Annotated in this window: 15 protein-coding genes; 7 read left to right on the forward strand and 8 right to left on the reverse strand. The window is 59.8% G+C overall.

The features are described 5' to 3' along the window. Nucleotides 1-754 precede the first annotated feature (754 nt). The 3 genes from GN300_RS24580 to GN300_RS29795 form a co-directional block, all read right to left on the reverse strand. Complete coding sequence (locus GN300_RS24580) at nt 755-1,507, reverse strand: hypothetical protein (protein ID WP_063316464.1); 753 nt, start codon at nt 1,505-1,507, stop codon at nt 755-757. Between the two features lie 485 nt (nt 1,508-1,992). Then, entirely contained in the window at nt 1,993-2,526 is a 534-nt protein-coding gene (locus tag GN300_RS24585) for a hypothetical protein (RefSeq protein ID WP_156511768.1), read from the reverse strand. A 49-nt stretch (nt 2,527-2,575) separates the two neighbouring features. After that, complete coding sequence (locus tag GN300_RS29795; RefSeq protein ID WP_267933315.1) at nt 2,576-2,710, reverse strand: hypothetical protein; 135 nt, start codon at nt 2,708-2,710, stop codon at nt 2,576-2,578. Between the two features lie 113 nt (nt 2,711-2,823). Here GN300_RS29795 and GN300_RS24590 point away from each other — a divergent pair, with 113 nt between their 5' ends. The 4 genes from GN300_RS24590 to GN300_RS24605 all read left to right on the forward strand — a co-directional run bounded on the left by GN300_RS24590 (nt 2,824) and on the right by GN300_RS24605 (nt 7,593). Further along, nucleotides 2,824-2,973, forward strand: coding sequence for a hypothetical protein (locus GN300_RS24590; protein ID WP_233405691.1), 150 nt, complete (start codon nt 2,824-2,826; stop codon nt 2,971-2,973). Between the two features lie 716 nt (nt 2,974-3,689). After that, nucleotides 3,690-4,190, forward strand: a complete 501-nt coding sequence (locus GN300_RS24595; RefSeq protein WP_197487739.1) for a hypothetical protein — start codon at nt 3,690-3,692, stop codon at nt 4,188-4,190. Nucleotides 4,191-5,036: 846 nt separating this feature from the next. Continuing rightward, on the forward strand, nt 5,037-6,281 hold the full coding sequence (locus GN300_RS24600; protein WP_156511766.1) for a hypothetical protein: 1,245 nt from the start codon (nt 5,037-5,039) through the stop codon (nt 6,279-6,281). A 187-nt stretch (nt 6,282-6,468) separates the two neighbouring features. Beyond that, the gene (locus GN300_RS24605; RefSeq protein WP_063316459.1) at nt 6,469-7,593 is read left to right on the forward strand and encodes a reverse transcriptase family protein; all 1,125 of its coding nucleotides are present in this window, start codon (nt 6,469-6,471) and stop codon (nt 7,591-7,593) included. A gap of 193 nt (nt 7,594-7,786) precedes the next feature. On the opposite strand, the gene GN300_RS24610 is transcribed toward GN300_RS24605, so the two are convergent. The 5 genes from GN300_RS24610 to GN300_RS24630 all read right to left on the reverse strand — a co-directional run bounded on the left by GN300_RS24610 (nt 7,787) and on the right by GN300_RS24630 (nt 16,025). Then, nucleotides 7,787-8,104: a hypothetical protein gene (locus GN300_RS24610; RefSeq protein ID WP_063316458.1), complete on the reverse strand. Its 318-nt coding sequence runs from the start codon at nt 8,102-8,104 to the stop codon at nt 7,787-7,789. A gap of 256 nt (nt 8,105-8,360) precedes the next feature. Continuing rightward, the gene (locus GN300_RS24615) at nt 8,361-11,438 is read right to left on the reverse strand and encodes a type I restriction endonuclease subunit R (RefSeq protein WP_063316457.1); all 3,078 of its coding nucleotides are present in this window, start codon (nt 11,436-11,438) and stop codon (nt 8,361-8,363) included. Nucleotides 11,439-11,611: 173 nt separating this feature from the next. Continuing rightward, nucleotides 11,612-12,901, reverse strand: coding sequence for a restriction endonuclease subunit S (locus GN300_RS24620; protein WP_063316456.1), 1,290 nt, complete (start codon nt 12,899-12,901; stop codon nt 11,612-11,614). Further along, the gene (locus GN300_RS24625; RefSeq protein ID WP_063316455.1) at nt 12,898-14,868 is read right to left on the reverse strand and encodes a class I SAM-dependent DNA methyltransferase; all 1,971 of its coding nucleotides are present in this window, start codon (nt 14,866-14,868) and stop codon (nt 12,898-12,900) included. The genes GN300_RS24620 and GN300_RS24625 overlap by 4 nt, the downstream gene beginning before the upstream one ends. Before the next feature lie 332 nt (nt 14,869-15,200). After that, nucleotides 15,201-16,025, reverse strand: a complete 825-nt coding sequence (locus GN300_RS24630; RefSeq protein ID WP_233405693.1) for a tyrosine-type recombinase/integrase — start codon at nt 16,023-16,025, stop codon at nt 15,201-15,203. A 709-nt stretch (nt 16,026-16,734) separates the two neighbouring features. On the opposite strand from GN300_RS24630, the gene GN300_RS24635 reads away from it, so the two are divergent. From GN300_RS24635 to GN300_RS24645, 3 genes are all read left to right on the forward strand, one after another. After that, nucleotides 16,735-17,145, forward strand: a complete 411-nt coding sequence (locus tag GN300_RS24635; RefSeq protein WP_085989954.1) for a TIGR02611 family protein — start codon at nt 16,735-16,737, stop codon at nt 17,143-17,145. Between the two features lie 133 nt (nt 17,146-17,278). Continuing rightward, nucleotides 17,279-19,336: a threonine--tRNA ligase gene (gene thrS, locus GN300_RS24640; RefSeq protein WP_063316453.1), complete on the forward strand. Its 2,058-nt coding sequence runs from the start codon at nt 17,279-17,281 to the stop codon at nt 19,334-19,336. Then, nucleotides 19,333-19,887 (forward strand): HIT domain-containing protein, encoded by a 555-nt coding sequence (locus GN300_RS24645; protein ID WP_019748284.1) that lies wholly within the window; start codon nt 19,333-19,335, stop codon nt 19,885-19,887. The genes thrS and GN300_RS24645 overlap by 4 nt, the downstream gene beginning before the upstream one ends. Nucleotides 19,888-19,906 lie beyond the last annotated feature (19 nt).

The following is a 19,906-nucleotide window of genomic DNA, read 5'->3' on the forward strand; positions in this document are numbered from 1 at the left end:
ATCGACTCACAGACGGTCGCAGCGATGCTGCGAACACGGCTCCGCCTTGCCCCCACAGGCCGCTGGCGCGGCCTGTACGACCCTGACGCCACCACGGGTGCAGTCCCGCCACTCGCTGCGCTCCCAGGCGGCCCTGAGGCTGCCACAAACCCCAAAAACAGGGTTTGCGTCAACTGCGTCAGTGACTTGAAACACAGGGGGCAAACCGAACCCGCCCTGAACTGGGGAAACCTACAACGGAGGCCATCTTTGCGACCCCCCGTTTCAGGGTGATCTCACGTATTTGCGACCGGTCGCAAAGATGGCAAATCTGCCGTGTTTCCCCAGTACGCCACGGTCGCAACCTCCCTCCGCTAACGCTCCAGGTCGGCTGCTGTGGCTCCAAGCTGAAAGGGCATAAGGAGTCGTGACGCACGGCGGGTTTCGTTCGCTTCGCTCTCTGCACCCTTGTTTGCCCGGCAGAGCCGGGACGACCTCCTCGGCTGGCGCCTCGTCGCCCTCGCTGCGCTCGGGTCCTTATCGCCGTCAGGGTTCTCTCGGGCGGCCGCGGGCGGCCTTCTCGTTCTCTCCTGTCGGCGCCCCCTTCGGGGTGCCCTGGTCCGCTGCGGCGGAGATCCGGAGCGGTGCTCGGCGCTGGCGCGCCTGCGGCCCGTTCCGGGTCGGTTACTCGCTCGCTCGTAACCTCTGATGCCGCTGCGTCTTGTCGGCCTGGTTCGCGCCGCTGGCGCGCTTTGCTGTGACAGTGGGGCCGCGATCAGCCGGCGTCCGCTCGGCTGCTGCTGCGGGTGTGGCGGCCTGGCGGCCTTCTGCTGTTTCCCCCGCCTCGCTCGCTCGCCGGGTGGGTCGGCCGTCCACGGCCTGTGACGGAACTTCCTATCGCAGCGTCCGCTGCGATCTGCTGCATTAACCGGAGACATCCGGTGGCTGCGCTGGTGGTTCCGGCGTGCCGGCCGGACTGGTTCGGGCGGTGGAGGCTCTCGCTCCGCTCGGCTCGGTCTGCCCGCTCTGAGGTCGATTTCAGGGGTGGCGGTGAGTGTCGTATCGACACCGCCACACCGGCAGTCGATACGACTGGGCGGGTCTCATCGGCTGGGGCGGGATGTGACGTCAGGGCTGCTTCTTGACCCTGATTTTCAGCGCCTCTGGTGGAGTCCGCAGCCCTTGCTTCGTGAGGTTGGTACGGGGCTGCCCGCCCGACGAATTCGGGGATCAATGTCCGAGGCGGTGAACGCTCTCGGCGAGCGCACCCGGAGGGTGCTGCGGGAGCGGACGTGTCACCGAGTTCAGTGCTGACCAGTGGTGTCATAGAACGGACGACGAGTTGGTCGTAGATTTGGATGGTAGGCAGCGCCGCGTCCATCGAGCGGACGATCGACTCGATATCGCCGAAGACCTCGGCGGGGACGCCGGCAGCGCGGGCGTCGGCGAACGTCTGGTGGACGCGGCAGGTGATGAGGGCCATGAGCTTGCGTTCCTGCTCGACGACGGCGTTCATGTTCGTGTCCATGCGGCGTCTCCGAAGGAAGTTGGTGCGGATGAACAGGGTACGGTTGCTTCTCGTAAGCCCCTAGTCAGCTAGCACCCAGTGCCGAGTCACTAGGGGCAACTGCTTTATATGGGCATGTCTCCTGCTCCATCTTCCCTGGAAATGGCTGATGGAGAAACGAAGAAGGGGCCCGATCTGCATACCGATCAAGATCGGCAGAGGCGGAACCGGACCCCTCCCGCATGATGCATTGAGCATCAGAGGCGGTCGTAGCGCAAAGGTAGCATCCGCGTTCGTTAAAGAGCGTTGCGCAAGTATCTACAGTCCGATTCGAGCCATTTCTATCGAGACCCGCACACAGGGGCGCGGTGGTGCGAATCGACTCGCCGCACTTGCGAACTGTGCATGTAAATCTCTGTTTCTAACAAGTTATTAAGTTAGCTGATGGGTTGTCAGAGAACTGAGGATCATGTGGTCGACCTCCAGAACGGGCCTTTGAATCGTACTCAGTGGTCGGACAGGGGGCGGCCTGGAGAGAGTGGTGCATCGATCCCCTCGAAGTCCTCTCCGCCGTTGTGACGTTCCGCCCGGCGCCGGATTTCCCCTGCAACGGCTTTCTCGACGAACTGGGACCAGTTGCGGTCTGCTTCAACTGTGCGTGTGGCATTGAAGGCCAGACGGGCCTGGGTGTACACCTCTTGCGAGATGTACACCGTCACCGGCTTGTTGCTCTGCTTCTTCTCTGCCGGTGGGGTCGGCTGCTCGTTCTGTTGTGGCGGGACCGGTGCAACAGCCTTGTCGACGGCTTTGCGGCTCACACCCCACCACTGTGTCGGGCCGTTGGTGTCGTAGAACGGGCCGATGAGCCGGTCGTAGACGTGGTTGGTGGGCAGTGCTGCGGTCATGGAGCGGGCGATCGACTCGACCTCATCGAAGACTTCGGCGGGGACGCCGGCGGCGCGCGCGTCGGCGAACGTCTGGTGGACGCGGCGGGTGAGAAGGTCCATGAGCTTGCGTTCCTGCTCGACGAGGGTGTTCATGCGATCTCCTAGTTGGTCAACCAGGTCAACCGTAGTGGCCTCGGCGGCGTCAACCAGCGATGAGCCGTCGTTCACTCGTGGTCTTGAGTGCCGCAAGTTTCTCGATCTCGGGCTTGGACGTTCTCTTCAGCTTCTTGTCGATGATCAACTTCGTCCGAGCCGCATTGATTCGCGCGTCAGTCACACGTGACGGTTTGAATGGTATCGAGTTCGTCAAGAATGATCCTCCTCTACGCAGTCAGTATCGCCTCTTGCGAGCACTCCGTCGACATCAGTAGCAGCGCCGGAAAGAACTCGATGGACCGTACCTACCGAGACCCGCACGCCGGCCGCTATGGTGCGAATCGACTCGTCGCGATCGTGGCGAGCCAGGGTCGCCGCACGTTTGTCGTCGTCGACGACAGTGGGGCGACCACCGACGTTGCCGCGCTTGCGGGCAGCCTCTAGGCCGTTGCGGGTTCTTGCGCACGATGTCGCGGCGCCGGTCCTCTGCCAAAGCGAGTGCGAGGTCGAGGACCAGCGACCGCTCGGTGTGCTCGCCGACCGCGATGCCGTCGAGCACCTTGAACCCGCTACCGCGCTCGAACAGGTCCGTCAAGGCCAACAGTCCCTCAAGGAGGTTGCGGCCGAGGCGGCCTCTTGGACGGTGAGCAGATCATCGGGACGGAGGTAGTGGAGGGCGGCCTGCAGTTCCGGGGCGCTGGTCGACGCTGAGTGCGCCCGAGACTTTCTCCTCGAAAACTTTGACGCAAATCGGGTCGAGCGCATCGCGCTGGCGCTGCGTCTCCTGTTTGTCGGTGTTCACGCGCACCAGTCCGACGAGCGCCACGGCGATCTCCGTTCAGAAAAGGTGTTCATCTTGTGCTGTCCGCGGTACCAATTGTTGAACGGGTTTTTGAACATTGGCGACGGTAATTTCGGCTCGATCCGAGCAGTGTTCACCTGTTCAGTCAACGACCGTTTGTTGAACAGGTTTGTTCGGACTTGTACGCGGTAGGGTCGCGGCCATGTGGGGTTCAATCAAGCTGTCGTGGAAGTCATTTTCCAAGGGCGAGCGGGCGGGTCTGCTGTGTTCATCCGCAGGGGGACTGTTCCTGGCTGCGGTCTTCTTCGTCGTAGGTCCGACCGAAGGGTTCTGGGCATCGGGGTACCGGGTAAACCTCGTGACCGCACTCATCGGGTTTCTGGTCGGCGTCCCGGTGGCATTGGTCGCGCTCAACGCGGTGACACGAGTCGCCTCGGGGCGGGTGGACCGAGCTGTGTCGATCAGCTCTTTGACAAGCGCGCTGGACGAGGTTCGGACACTGATGAGGGTTCCTGGAGCGGAGCTGGAGCCAGAGCAGCTGCGCGAGGTCTCTGTGAGGTGGTCAAGGGTGTCGGTGCATACGGGAGATGATGAGTTGGTAGCCCTTGCCAGTGACGCCGACCGTGAGTCGTGGAAGCACAACGCGGAGCGCGTGCAGTTCTTTCTTAGTGAGATGCGCAGCAATGTGTCACCGTCATCACCAAAGACTGTTTCGGAGATGGTCGCGGTGCCGGTGCCTGTGGCGAAGCGCGAAGTCGCCAAGCTCCTCTCCACGTGTGCGGAGATTCTGGACCGAGCAGTGCTGGAGGAGCGTCCTTGTACAGCATTTCCGTCCATCAACAATGGGGCGGGCCAATGAAGCCGTAGCCGCTGGGTCTCGCGGCCGACGATCTACCAGATATTGACGACAGCCTGTCGAACCAACAGATAACCGCTTGGCTCGACCAATTGTCAGACGCCGAGGTGAATGCGCGAGCTGAGCGGTTGGCGCCGCCGCACACTTCTCGGGAGGCCCAAGCGCGGCACGTCCATCGAGTTCTAAATGAGTTGCGGGATGAAGCCGTACTCTTCGCCGGGAACGGTGGCTAGTGGCACCTTCACTGGCGCACAGGCGCGGGCGGGTCTTACGGACACCTTGCCGCCCAGGTCGAGCGGCCGGCCGCAGGGTGCCCGCTCACCGAGGCGGTCAGGGTCGGGTTACCAGTCGCTGACGGATTTCCGAACGCTTTGGGCGACGATCGTCCGGGGGTGCGTCGTTTGAGATGTTCGACTATCGACCTTGGTCTCAACGGGCCGAGCCCGCTTGCTGAACGAGCCAGAAGTTGTCACCCATATTCTGGACCAGCAGCGTAGTTGGCGGCCACCACGGTTTCGAGCATGGAAAGATGTTCCACTGGTAGCTCGATGGGATCGCCTGCGATGTGGGGAGAATCTATGCCGAAACACTGAACATGCTGCGCCACGAATGTCGTTGTGGGCGAGGCTGGTATAGGAACGAGGGTGCAGGGGATAGGGGTCGTCGCCCGCTTCCGAGGCGTATTTCTTAGCGGTTTTTCGAGCATCACAGATAAGTTTCGGGCGGACGTCGGTAGGTCAGTGGGGGCAGTGATGGTGAGGTGGCTGTCCGGGGTGCGGGTGGTGATTGACCGGCTCACGGGCGGAATACGGCGCGAGCACCACGGGCGCAGGAAGGCAAGATGGGTCCATGTCACTGTTGATGCCGAGTGAGACGCAACGCGGCCAGTCGTGGCTGACGAACTTTGCCGAAAGTGAACGCCCAGTTGCCACGCTCCTTCTCGACAGCTTGCAGATTGCAAGCCCAGAAGACATCTATCACGGACTCAAGTCCCGAATCGGGGCACTTGCTCCTGAGCTTAATGGACGTGCTGTAGTCATCCCGGTGCTGAGTATCGAAGATATTGAGAGAGCCTCCAGCGCAAGTCAGCGACAGCAAGTGGCTGCCCGCCATGTCGCGTACGAAACGTTCGCACCGGGTATGCGCGGCGCGGTGACCCCAGGCAGCGAAGCCACCGTCGGAAACGTGATCCGCGAATTCACCGGTGAAGCACCAGGCAAGGAAAACGGACCATGGTTGCACCCGTCGTCGAGCATTGACGATCTTCGTGCGCGCAACTGCCGGGTGATCGTCCTGGTGACTGATTACACGAGCTCTGGTCGTCAGGTGATCGATTTCGCCGCAACCTTTCCACGTAACGCTCAGTTGCGAAGCTGGCGGTCGTTCGGTCGATTGGAAATCATCGTGGTTACCTACACAGCGTCAGCTTCTGCGGTCGCATCGATCGAGAATGCTCCGACCATCGATCGTATTCGGCCGCATACGCCTGCTGCATCCTTTGACGACGCTGGATGGTGTGCACAGGAGCGTACTGCTATCGAAGAGCTATGTAATCGCTATACGCCCTCGGGGGAGCGGAAACAGGCACTGGGTTACAAGGCCAGCGGTGGTCTTTTTCTAACCAAGACCAGCGTGCCTAATAACCTTCCATTCATACTGCGACGTAAATCGCCCGGATGGAAACCGTTTCTCGATGGCCGCACGATGCCGTCGGACCTTGTCAGCGAATTGAGCGGCTACGAGGCGCGCAATCGGGATCTGAGTGAGGTGGTCCGCGGTGCTAACCAGCGAAGAGTCGCAGATGCTATCGATGCAGGCAGGCTCCGTACTCCGTCGGAGAGGCTAGTTGCGACCTTGGCGCTCGTCGCGCACAGCGCTCAGACGCCGACGTCTCTCGCGCACCGTCTTGCCAGGCCGGTTGAAGAGGTGAATGCGTTGATCGGTTTCCTAGTCAAGGAGGGCTTCATCACAAAGGGCTTCGAAATCACCCTGGCCGGCCGGAACGAGCTTTGGCATGCCAGAAGACTAGACCGCGTCGTGACAAGCCATCGAGGTAACAACCCTGATCCCTACTACCCTAAGATGTTGCGATGAGGAGTCGAGGTGGTGAATCTAGGACGCCGGTGCCTCGCGCCGGCACGTCGAGTCGAACGGCTCGAAGGTCACGGCTGACCGTGATCGTTGGACTATCCCTCGCTACGCGTGCCCGGGCGAACGTGACATTTCCCGACGCGAGCTGGGGCCACGTCCGCCCGACCTGTCGGGATAACACCAAAAGTAGATGAACCCCTCGACTCTTCACCAGTACGTCGAAGCTGGCAGGTCCGCGGGCGTACCGTTAGATGTTCTCAGGGCCAGCGTCGCACAAGCGTCGGCCACTCGCTCGCGGGGAGCCGGTCCGATCTTGAGTCTGGGACACCTTGCGCACCTTACCGGCACTCCCTACTTGTACTTACGGGAGATCGTCCAGCGTCAGAGAGACCCCTACGATGACGTGATCTTATCTAAACGCTCCGGTGGAACTAGGTCGATTTCTGCCCCCGAGCCCGTTCTGATGGACGTGCACCGCACGGTTCTGCACCGAGCACTTAGTAATCTCCCCCTCCACCCGTTCAGTTATGCCTACACGGCGGGGCGCAGTGTCCAGCAGTGCGCCGAGCAGCATCTCGGTGCTCAGTGGATGATCAAGTTCGACTTGCACGATTTCTTCGGTCAGATTCAAGAGCGCGATGTCTTCCGTGTATTCGAAGGCCGCGGGTACTCCAAATTGGTGTCATTTGAGTTAGCGCGGTTATGTACGCGGTTGACGGTATTCGATCGACCTGAGCGCGGGAGCGGACGTTACCAAGCCATTCCGGGTTATGAGGTGCAGGTTTCCGGGTGTCTGCCGCAAGGTGCACCCACAAGCGGGGCGCTATCGAACATGGTCGCCACACCGCTCGACTATGACATGGCGGGGTTTGCCGCCCGTAGCGGTTTCACGTACACCCGTTATTCGGACGATATGGTTTTGTCAACAACACTCAACGGATTTGACCGTACACAGGCGAAGTCAATTATCCGTGAGGTCAGCGAAATAATAGGCTTTCACCGCTTCCAACTGCATCAAAAAAAGACAAGGGTGGTACCACCAGGCGCACGACGAATCGTGCTCGGCCTGCTGGTTGATGGCGACCGCCTACGGCTTACCCCGGAATTCCGTCGCAGAGTCGAGGTCCATATACGCGGTGTCAGTAAATTTGGGATTGCGCACCATGCCACACATCGCCGGTTCGATTCGATGCTTTCGTTCGTAAGCCATATCGACGGGTGCATTGCCTATGCACACTCCGTGCAGCCGGACTGGGCAGACGCACGACAGCATGAGTGGTTGGTGGCACTGCGGAAGCACGGATTCCCTACCTGACTGCACTACCGGCGTGGGATCCACGCCGTGCCACAGTTGGATCAAGACATCCTGACCATTGCGTCGCGCCTTATCTACGGATAGGACATCCCGTCAGCAACGAAAATCGCCTCGATCAAGTTCTGGTTGGTCGCCTCCGCGATGCGCTCGTCAATTCCTGTAGTCGTAAGGTCGAGCGCCCGGAGAGAATCACCTACCTTAGCGATCGCGAGGTAGCGGCGGACCCGGTCAGGGTGATCGTGGGCGTAGCGCGACAGCGCTGACCACTTCGCCGAGGTGTCGGGGAGGTCGAACCGGTGGGGTCGACGATGTCCATGACGTACTCGCCGTCGCCGTCGTCGTGCCAGAATAGGAAGTCGGGGTGCATCAGCTGATGCTTGTTGCTGAACACGTAAGGCACCGTGAGAGCGTGCCGGCCCGACCAGGGATTCCGGTACCAGCTAACGAGCGTCTCGGCGGCCCGCTCGACGTCGAGGACCTGCGCTTCCCATGCCAAACGAGACGTCTCCACCAGAAACTCGCCCGCGTTGGGTTTGCCTTATTTCGCCCGGTCGTTCTGGTCGACGCAGCGGTCACCGTAGATCCAGCCGTCGTTACCGGTGTTGTACAGGGGTTCCCTACACGCTTTCAGCGTGTTGCACTGAGGCCACCTTCGAAGGACTAGTTCATCCGGTGACCATCTTCTGCCCCTTGGAGCAAGAATACTCTTCACCATTCCGATCTCCAGCATTCAGGACGGACAGGTACCAAGTTGGTCGGCCTGCCTCCTATTGCTGTAGCTCCTCATATATGACTTCGCTGAGCATTTTGAGTAGGGCGCCCATTTTTGTCTTATCTCCCAGCGCCTGCAGGCTCAGGTTGTAGTGACTGTCCATCGAGTTCGACACGGCATCGGTGATTGCTTGGGCCAGGTCGGGGCTGCTTCCGAAGTGGCTGCGGGAATTGTTCTGCGCCTGTTTCTGAAGCGTCTCGTTTTTTACCAGCTCCCGCCGTACGCCTTCAACGAAGTGCGCCACGGCATCCATTTCTTCACCTTCGAAAGGCAGGTTAGCCTGCTGGATGATTTCTTCCCAGGTCGAAAGGACAGGATCCTTCGCCTGCCCGGTGCCCATCTCTGTTGGCGGTTTCAAGGTCGCGTCTTCCCCCGTGAGCTCCAGCTGCGCTTGCCCCTTGTCCTTCAGCGCGTACTTAGCCATCACAACTCCCGAAAGGTCCAGCGCCACCTTGGCGTCGTTTACCCGGAGCACAGGCAACAGGTGCTTGTAGTATATCGAGCGTTTTTCTAGGTCCGTGTCGGCGAAGTCGAAGATTTGGGAGAGAAAATCGTAGGCACGGACGAACGAGCCCAGATCCTTGCGGAACAGGTCAAGTTCGTCTTGTATGGTCTTATTTTCCTCTGCCACGGCGGCGTTGTACCGGGTATTGAAGCGGGACTTCGCCGGTGCCACCCAGCCGGACATGGCGTTGTTGCCTTCCTCCAGGACATAGGCTTTCACCATCCCGTCCACCTCGGATTCGAGATAGACCTGAGCAGCATCAAGCTTGGCCTGCAGATCGTGGACGATGTTCGGGTCAGAGACGCCCTCCAGTGTGGCCTCGTGGAAGTACGGCTGGAAGGAGGCTAGGATTTCGTCGGGATTATTGACGAAGTCCAGCACAAATGTCTGGTCCTTGCCCACGGCGATACGGTTCAGCCGGGAGAGCGTCTGTACGGCGGAGACCCCGGAGAGTTTCTTGTCCACATACATTGCCACCAGTAAGGGCTGGTCGAAGCCGGTCTGGAATTTGTTGGCCACCAGCATGATCTTGTATTCCTCGGTGGAGAACGCCTCGGGCAGCGTCCTGCCCTTCAGCCCCGGGTTCATGTTGATTTCGGTGAACTGCTCGGGGCCAGACTCGTCGTCGGTCACCTCGCCGGAGAAGGCGACCATTGTCCCCAGCCCGGAGTAGCCCGCGTCGTTGATGTACCTGTCAATCGCGAGCTTGTAGCGGACCGCTTCCTTGCGGGAGCCGGTGACCACCATGGCCTTGGCCTTGCCGTCCAGGCGCCAGGCAACATTGCTACGGAAGTGCTCGACAATCACCTGAACCTTCTGGCTGATGTTGTAGGGATGCAGCTTCACCCAGGCCATCAACGATTTGAGCGCCTCGGACTTTTCGACCTTGGAGTCCTCGGAGTCATAGTCTCGTCCCTCGTGGGTGAGCCGGTAGGCGACCTTGTAGCTGGTGTAGTTCTGGAGAACGTCCAGGATGAAACGTTCTTCGATGGCCTGCTGCATGGAGTACAGGTGGAACGGCTGCGGCAACCCGTCCGGCCCTTTTCTGCCAAACAGCTCAAGGGTCTTGGCCTTCGGGGTGGCAGTGAACGCAAAGTAGCTGATGTTCTTCGCGTCCGCGCGTTCGGCCATCTCGGCTGCGAGGAACGACTCAACGTCGAACTCTCCGCCGTCATTGACGTCCGCCAGTTCCTCCGAAGACAGGACTTTCTTCAGCTTGTTGGCTGTGGAACCGGTCTGGGACGAGTGTGCCTCGTCCGCGATGATTGCGAAATTCCGCCCTTTCAGGGTCTGAGATTCTGCGATGGCCTTCAACGCGAAGGGGAACGTCTGGATGGTGACTATGATGATCGGCGTCCGGGCCACCAGCGCGGCGGTGAGTTCAGCGGATTTGGAACCCGAATTGCCTCGGACGGGAACCACGACACCGGATTTGTGCTCGATCTGGTAGATCGCGTCCTGCAGCTGAGAATCCAGCACGGTGCGGTCTGTCACCACGATTACCGAATCGAAGAGCTTCTCGTTGCCAGCCCCGTGCAGGGAACTGAGCTGGTGTGCGGTCCAGGCAATCGAGTTGGTCTTGCCGGAACCCGCCGAGTGCTGGACGAGATACCGGTGGCCAGGGCCCTCGGTGCGGCTCGTCTCGATGAGCTGGTTGACCACGTCCCACTGGTGGTACCGCGGGAAGAGCAAAGACTTCCGGAGGTCGCGTTCACCAGTGACAGGGTCGGTCCTGTCGCTGACCTGCAGGTGCAGGAACTTGCCGATAATGTTCAGCCAGGAATCACGCTGCAACACTTGATCCCACAAGTAGCTGGTGGCCGACCCCTTCGGATTGACCGGGTTTCCGGCATGGCCGTCGTCGCCGAGGTTGAACGGCAGGAAATAGGTGTCCTTGCCCTTGAGTTCGGTGGTCATCTGGATTTCATCGTTGCTGACGGCAAAGTGCACCAACGCCCGTCGACCAAAGGACAGCAGCGGCTCGTCCTTGTTCTTCGCGTTGCGGGGCAATCGGTCGTTTCGGTACTGTGCGACGGCGTCGTTGATGTTCTGGGTGAAGTCGGTCTTGAGTTCGATGGTGGCCACAGGCAGGCCGTTGACGAACAGGACCAAATCGATGCTCTTCTTGGTGTCGACCGTCGAGTAGTGGACTTGCCGAACCACCCGCAGCCGAACCTTGCTGTATCGCTCCAAAGTTGCCGGGTTCAGGCCCATGGCGGGCTTGAATTGGCACATCTCGAACTTGGCGGCAACGTCCTTGAACCCGGTGCGGAGGACCGAAAGCATGCCTGCTTCCTTGGTCGCTGGCTTGTCCAGCACCTTGCAGAGTCGGTCCATCAGCAGACGCTGGGCGAACTCCAGCTCAGCTGGCGAATCCGTGGGCTTCAGGACTTTCGCCAGCTGCTCCGACTGTGTGTCGGCCAGCCAGCCGAAGACATCCTCGGGGATCAGTGCCCGGGTGGTGTCGTAAAGCTGGCCGGCTTTGCGCTGCGGCTCGTAGATCCAGCCCCGGGCGGCAAGCGCCTGGCAGATCTCGTCCTCAAACGTCACTTCATTGTGCTGCGCCATCTTGTTCCCCCTAGAAACCGTCGAAAAAATCTTGGTCGAGACATGGCCTCGGGGGAAGGCTGCGTACGGTCCGCCACGGCGGTTCGAATCTCGGCATTTCCTCCGAATCTGCCCATCAGAAATAATCCTAAGGACAGGGTCAACGACTCCATTCCATCGCTGCAACACCATAGCTAAGAAACATCGATTTTGCCTGTTACGGCAGCAGAGACGAGGGCGGAACGACGTTCGTTTAAGAGACGAAGAACGCTAGAGGCTTTAGATGAAATTTGTGCCATTTTTTCCAATTCGTAATCTAGCATTTTCACGATGTCCTGTTGATCCCGAAGCGGAGGCAGTGGAATAGTAACGCCTCCTACTCGCTCTACGTTGAGATTGCCTTGTGACGTGACTGGCGCTTCACTAATTAGTTCTGCACGCTTCGCGGTTAGGGCATAGTAGAGAAAATCAGGGTTAGTGCGATCCGTAGGCCGAAAGCCGAGTACGGAATCAGGTGCACAGCTATCAAAGGAAAGTATTGCCACGTCAGCAATGTTGGCTGCAATCGCCATGACAAGCGTTCCTTGAGGCATCAAAGCGCTGGTCTCCAGGCCTGCCTCTGACAAAGTCTGAGAGTATTCGGTGATGTACTTGCCCTGAGCCCGGGCTATGGCACCTGTCTGGATGAATGGGTACTTCCCGCCGTAGAGGTGAGGAGCGTTTCTGGGGCGGTGCGTAAAACGGCCACGCTTAACTTGACTACAATTCTTCAGTGTAAGGAGCGACCAATGTTCCGGGACATTACCAATCCATGGGTCGCCGGAGGGTTTGGTGAGAGATGTGGGGTCAAGACCTTTGGTGACCGCACGAGTAATAATGGCCTGACGTTTCTCGGCAAGCAGTTCGACGAGCTGCTCCTGCTTACCAATAAGTTCATTGATTTGGAAAGTTTCCTGGTCCAGAAAGTCAACGATTGCTTGCTGGGTAGACTCCGGCGGAAGAACGACTGGGAGCCACTTTATGTCCGAGAACTTCATGGACTGTCGCAGACCGCCGCCCATGGCGTAAAACACTTTCTGGAGGTCGTAGGCCCTTAGGAGATAGCTTAGGAAGTTGGGTAAAATACCAGTTGGTGTCACGGCCAGATAGGCGGAGGTGATGATTCCGCGTTCCGGCGAGATAGCCGATCGAAGGCTGCGCTTGTCGTTCTGAAGATCTGTTAGGCGAAGGACGATGTCGTTTTGTTGGATCATTTGGTAGGTATTAAATGACGCTGGCAGAAGCCCGTCATTGGATGTGATGTCCTTTCGAATGATTCGCCCATAGCTGAGAGATAAAAGGTTAGATTCAGTCCCAGTTTTGTTCGACTCGGTATTCACCCGAACCAAGGCGAATAGTGGGCACTTTTCCCACTCCATGGGTATAGTGCGGGCCCATTCGATACCGGAATCCTTGTATTCCTCGTACCGTTTGTTTCCGGTCACTTCTCGACCTCGGCTAACAGTGTGGTGATCTCCGAGATAAGGATGTTGAGATCTGCGTCGATCTCTTCCAGTGACCTGGGTGCGACGTATTTGTAAAAGTGTCGCGTAAACGGGATTTCGTAGCCCACCTTCGTCTTCAGTTCGTCGATCCAAGCATCGGGGAAGTGCGGGAGCACTTCTCGTTCGAAGTAGGTTTGAATGACTTCGGTCAACGGAACGTTTTCGGTGTCGCGAAGCTCTGTGTCAACCTCCGGCGTTCCTTTTGGCGTCTTGCACACGTCCGCCGTCTCGTCTCGTTCAGACAGCCCCGCGAGCACCGCCTTCAAGATTGGAGCGCCGAGTTTCAGCCCGCTGCTGGCGAGAACTGGTTTGAGGACCTTGAGGAAGGTCTCCCGGTTCTTGTAGACCTCTCCCGGATCAACGGCCGCCGAGCGGAGGGCTTTCTCCAGAAGCCCCCGGTCGTCGTTAGCTAACTTTTCGACCGGCTTCTGCTCCAGCACGGTGTCGATGCGTTCGGCCGTGAACGCGAAATTCAGTTTGAGTGCTCGCTCCACGGTAATGGTTGAATAGCCGAAATCTCGGTTATCGAAGATCTTGGAGGTCTCGCCATTGTCCTCGAACTCACCGTACAGCCGCACGATGCTCTCAATATCGCTGGGCCCGAGTTCCTTGCGCTTGGACCCAAGGCTCTTTCGCATCTTTTGGAAAGAGTCCACACCGTTGATGAGCTGGATCTTGCCGACGCGCTCCGGATGCTTCTTCTTCTTGCTGTTGGACAGGACCCAGATGTAGGTGGCGATGCCGGTGTTGTAGAACATGTCAGTGGGCAGCGCGATGATGGCCTCCACGAAGTCGTTCTCGATCAGGTACTTGCGGATCTCTGACTCACCGGAGCTGGCATTGCCGGTGAACAACGGCGAGCCGTTCAGGACGATGCCGATGCGCGAGCCGCCTTCGTGAGCCGGGCGCATTTTGCGGACCAAATGCAGCAGGAACAACAGGGATCCGTCGCTGACCCGGGGGAGTCCCGGGCCGAAGCGCCCGTCGAATCCGTGAAGATCATGTTCCTTTTGGATCTGCGGCTGAATCTTCTTCCATTCCACGCCGAAGGGCGGGTTGGAGAGCATGAAGTCGAACTGCTGGCCGATGTTTTGATCATTGGCCAGGGTGTCGCCGACGGAGATCTTGGAGATGTCCTGGCCCTTGATGAGCAAGTCAGACTTGCAGATAGCGTAGGACTCGTCGTTGATCTCCTGGCCATATGCGACGAGTGAGGCGCTGGGGTTGAGAGCGTGGAGGTGCTCTTGGGCGACGGTGAGCATGCCGCCCGTGCCGGCGGTGGGGTCATAGATGCTGCGGACGATGCCCTCTTTGGTGAGTACGTCGTCGTCGTAGTTCAGTAGGAGCTGGACCATGAGTTGGATGACTTCGCGCGGGGTGAAGTGCTCACCGGCGGTCTCGTTGGAAGATTCAGCGAAGCGGCGAATGAGCTCTTCGAACATGAGGCCCATCTCGATGTTGCTGATGGTCTCCGGGCGAAGGTCGATCTCGGCAAAGTCCTTGACCACGTGGTACAGGAGGTCCGCGCCGTCCAGTTTCTCAAGCGTCTTGTAGAACTCGAATCGTTCGAAGATGTCCCGGGTGTTCTCCGAGAACCCCTGGACGTAGTTAAGGATGTTCGCCTTGATATTCGTAGGGTCATCCAGGAGCTTGGCGAAGTTGAATAGAGAGGTGTTGAAGAAGCTATGGCCTGAAGCCTTCTGGAGGAATGTGTCCAAGGGAATGTTCAGATCTTTCTTGGCCTCTGCCTCTTTCAGCACGCCATCCTTTGTGTTTTCAAGGACACCGTCTAGCCGGCGCAGGATGGTGAACGGGAGAACCACCGAACCATACTGTGCAGGCTTGTAGGTACCTCGCAGAATGTTTGCGATGCTCCACACCAGATTGGCGTTGTTATTCCCGGCCACTTACTCCTACTTCCCTTGCCACAGGCAGGAGCACGCCGCTGGCGGCGTCCCCACTGCCGTGCAGCTTTCATCGATCGCACACGAACGTACCTTGAATTGTATGGTGCACTCGCCATGTTTTGACGACCGACTCTCCTAAAGGGGTTCTTCCAGAACCGGAAGAACCCGGAAAGTATGCGAACTCACTGAGAAACAGGGCGGCAAATTCAAAATCCCAGGTCAGAGGGTGTTTCGCCCCGATGTAGGGCGCGCAGCGCCCGGGGCGCCGAGAACACCCCGGCGACGGTGTCGAAACCACCTCGCACTGATGTAGTTCGGGGTGGTAGCCGGTGTTACCGGCGCGAAGCGCGCCTGGCGAGTTCGTCGTCACGGGTGCCGGCATGCTGGTAACGCATCGCGGCCTTCACGCTGCTGTGCCCTAGCCTTGCCATAGTCTCGGCCACGGTCGCACCAGTTTGCGCGTATCGAGTGCCCGCGTAGTGGCGCAGCGAGTGAAACGCCAAGTCGGAGCGGCCAGCTGCTGCCCGAGCCTTGCGCCAGTGGTTATTCACTGTGCTTTGTGACACGTAACCACCGCTACGGTCTGTCCACAGGAGTGCGCCCGGTCTCACGGATTCGACGTGGGCGGCCACGATCCGGGCGTCGTGGCCGAAAATTGCGATGATTCGTCGCCCTGCGGCGCTCTTCGGAGGTCCGGCTACCTTGGCGATGCCGTTGCCTTCGACGATGCTGCGCACGACAGCGATACGCACCGCGTCCACCTCGCGATCACCATCGCGCTCAACAGCCACATCGTCGCTGGTCAGGCCGATGACCTCGCCGAATCGCAGGCCACCGGCGGCGGCGATGATCACGAATGGTTTGTACTTCGGCACGATCTTTTCGATGACGATGTCCAGCTCGACCTCGGTCGGCGGCGTTGTGGACTTCCCCGTGGTAGTAAGCGAGCCACCTTTGATTTTGCAAGGGTTTGCGCTGATCAGACCATCTTCTGCGGCTGTTTTCAATATCGATTTCATTAAGTCGTAGGCCCTTGCGGTGGCCGTGGCCTTGCCCGTTGCGAGTAGTTCAGATCGCCACTCACGGACTGCGTCGGGGCGTATTTCGTTGATGGGTGTTGCCGACCAATGGAATAGCGATCCGGTTGTGCCAAGCATTCGCTCGTATTCCTTGCGTGTGCGGGGGCGTAGCGGCTCGCCCTTGCTATTGGTCCTGGTGGCGACCCATTTCTCGGCGTACACACCGAACGCGACAGCTTTACGTGCCTTCTCGGCCTGAGTGGCCTGCTGTGCCGCGGCAGCGTCATCTGGGTGTACCCAAGTGCCCCCGGCGATTGCGTCCTGCTGCGTGTTCAGCCAGGTCTGCGCCGCGCCTTTCGTGCTGAACGTGCTGGGTGCAGGGATACGTTCCGCGCTCCCCGGAGTGGGGTCGGGGTGGCGGGCTCGGTACCGGCCTGACGGCAACTTTTCAATGCGTCCGAAGACTTTTCTGGCCATTCAGCTGGTTTCCTTGATTTCGTGGGCCCTCCGTGGGCCCTAGAGTGTAAGAAGTCGGCATATCTTGGCACGGTGTGGCACTCCCCGATGCCTCTGAACTCATGGTTAGACGCTCCGAGCAGGTATATCACATCTGGTTCGATCCCAGCCGGGACCACAGAAAAACACTGAAGGCGTTCCCGATCATCGGGGACGCCTTCAGTCGTTTGAGAGCACAGCTGTTCGAGGGCACGGTTATTTCGGCATGCAGACCGTCGTCGCAGGTCGCCGGGCGACGATTTCGGTAGCCTGGTCGAAGAGACATTTCGCGACCGAAAAGGTGACTGCTTTGAGTACCGAAAAGGTCGATTCTTCCGTCGACGATTCAGACCTGTCCGTCTTCCAGGACGCAGAGTCCCGCTGGGAGCGGTGGCGCGCGGGAATCGCCGCGCGGCCCACCCTCAATCTTGCGTACCGCATCGGCGTCGGAGTCGTGGGCACGATCGTGTTCGCCGCCGGCATCGTGGCTATTCCGTACCCCGGGCCCGGTTGGCTCATCGTTTTCGCCGGCCTCGGCATCCTGGCGTCGGAGTTCGCGTGGGCACATCGACTCCTTCATTTCGCGAAGGCGCGATACGACCGGTTCATGGAATGGTTCGGCAAGCAGTCGCTGTTCGTCAAAGGGTTGGGCGTTCTGTTCACCACAGTGATCGTCTTGGCGACTTTGTGGGTGCTCGGCACTTTCGGCCTGATCGGGACATGGGTGGGCCTGGACTACTCGTGGCTCGAGTCGCCGCTGTGAGTTGAACGCGGCCCGGTTTCCTTCACTCGGTTGTCTCACCATGTCGGTAGGGCCGATAACATGATCGTGCGCGTGCTCGCAGTGGGTACGACGCCTGTCTAACTTGTCGCAATACCTTTAGGAGCACATCGCCGTGACCAGTCCCGCGCCAGAGCACTCAGCCGCCCCACTTCGGGTGCCCGCGGGGACGACCGCCGGGACTGCAGTGCGCGAAGCCGGATACCCCACGAAGGGGCCCGACGTGATCGTCGTTGTCCGCGATGGCGAGGGAACGCTCAAGGATCTGTCGTGGACACCTGATGTCGATGTCGACGTCGAGCCGGTGGCAGCATCCACCGAAGACGGCCGCAGCGTCATCCGGCACTCCGCGGCCCACGTCCTCGCGCAGGCGGTTCAGAAAGAATTCCCCGACGCGAAGCTCGGCATCGGTCCGCCGATCAAGGACGGCTTCTACTACGACTTCGCGGTGGACCGCCCGTTCACTCCGGAGGATCTGGCCAAGCTCGAAAAGCGTATGAAGCAGATCATCAAGGGATCACAGCGCTTTTCGCGTCGAGTGGTCGATTCGATCGAGGACGCTCGGGTCGAGTTGGCCGACGAGCCGTTCAAGCTCGAATTGATCGACGACAAGTCCGGTATCGACGATCCCGAGATCATGGAGGTGGGCGGCAACGAGCTGACCATCTACGACAATCTCGATCCTCGTACCGGCGACAAGATCTGGTCCGATCTGTGCCGCGGCCCGCACATTCCGACCACCAAGCACATCCCGGCCTTCAAGTTGACCCGAAGCTCCGCCGCCTACTGGCGTGGCAACCAGGACAACGCCGATCTTCAGCGTGTCTACGGCACTGCGTGGGAGTCCACCGAGGCTCAGGACGAATACCTCGAACTGCTCGCCGAGGCCGAGCGTCGTGATCACCGCAAGCTCGGTACCGAACTGGACCTCTTCAGCTTCCCCGACGAGCTCGGTTCGGGTCTGCCGGTGTTCCATCCCAAGGGCGGCATCATCCGCACCGAGATGGAGAACTACTCGCGCAGCCGCCACATCGAGGCGGGCTACGAGTTCGTCAACACTCCGCACATCACCAAGGGGCATCTGTACGAGGTTTCCGGTCACCTCGACTGGTACCGCGACGGCATGTTCCCGGCGATGCACGTCGACGAGGAACTGAACGAGGACGGCACCGTGCGCAAGCCGGGCCAGGACTACTACCTCAAGCCGATGAACTGCCCGATGCACAACCTGATCTTCCGTGCTCGCGGACGCTCGTACCGTGAATTGCCGTTGCGGCTCTTCGAATTCGGCTCGGTCTACCGCTACGAGAAGTCCGGCGTCATCCACGGACTGACCCGCGTGCGCGGCATGACCCAGGACGACGCTCACATCTACTGCACCCGTGAGCAGATGCGCGACGAGCTGACCACCACCCTGCAGTTCGTTCTGAACCTGCTCAAGGACTACGGCCTCGACGACTTCTACCTCGAACTGTCCACCAAAAACCCGGACAAGTTCGTCGGTAGCGACGACGTCTGGGAAGAGGCGACCGCAACGCTCGCCGAGGTCGGCGAAGCTTCCGGCCTGACGCTGGTGCCGGATCCGGGCGGAGCCGCCTTCTACGGTCCCAAGATTTCCGTTCAGGTCAAGGACGCACTCGGCCGCACCTGGCAGATGTCGACCATCCAGCTCGACTTCAACCTGCCCGAGCGGTTCGAGCTCGAATACACCGGCAACGACGGCGTCAAGACTCGTCCGGTCATGATCCACCGCGCGCTGTTCGGCTCGATCGAACGGTTCTTCGGTGTCCTGACCGAGCACTACGCGGGCGCGTTCCCGGCGTGGCTGGCACCGGTGCAGGTCGTCGGAATCCCGGTGGCCGAGGCGTTCGCCGATCACCTGTTCGACGTCACGAAGAAGCTCAAGGCAGCCGGTGTTCGCGCCGAGGTCGACTTCAGTGACGACCGTATGCAGAAGAAGATCCGTAACCACACCACGCAAAAGGTCCCGTTCATGCTCCTCGCGGGCGAGCGTGACGTGGAGGCCGGCGCGGTCAGCTTCCGTTTCCGTGACGGCACGCAGATCAACGGCATTCCCGTCGACGACGCCGTCCGGATCATCACCGAGTGGATCGGCCGCCGCGAGAACGCCTCGCCGACAGCCGAACTGGTGCAGCCAAGCGTGGCGCAGTGAGCGCCCCCGGTGACGACGGTCCGGGTTCGCTGATCGACCACGGCGTCGGTGACCCTGACCATTTGCAGCGCATTTGGTCGCCGCATCGGATGTCGTACATCACCGAGGCGCCCAACACCCCGGGCACGACGGGTGAACCGTTCATCGACATTCCGAAGATGTCGGACGAAGAAGGACTGATCGTTGCCCGCGGTGAGCATGTCTATGCGGTTCTGAACCTGTATCCGTACAACCCCGGGCATCTCATGGTGGTTCCGTATCGCAAGGTCGCGGCTCTCGAAGATCTGACGCCGGAGGAGAGCGCCGAGTTGATGGCGTTCACCCAGCGTGCGTTGCGGGTGATCAAGAGTGTGTCGAATCCTCACGGATTCAACGTCGGCCTGAATCTCGGTGCCGCTGCGGGCGGTTCGCTGTCCGAGCACCTTCACCAACACGTAGTGCCACGTTGGGGCGGCGACGCCAACTTCATCACCGTGCTCGGTGGGGTCAAGGTGATGCCGCAATTGCTGCGAGAGACCAGGGGACTACTCGCCGGTGCCTGGCAACAATAGGTTGACGCATCCGGCTTCA

It is taken from the genome of Rhodococcus sp. Ni2 (genome assembly GCF_021352185.1).
GTDB classification, from domain to species: Bacteria; Actinomycetota; Actinomycetes; order Mycobacteriales; family Mycobacteriaceae; genus Rhodococcus_F; species Rhodococcus_F qingshengii.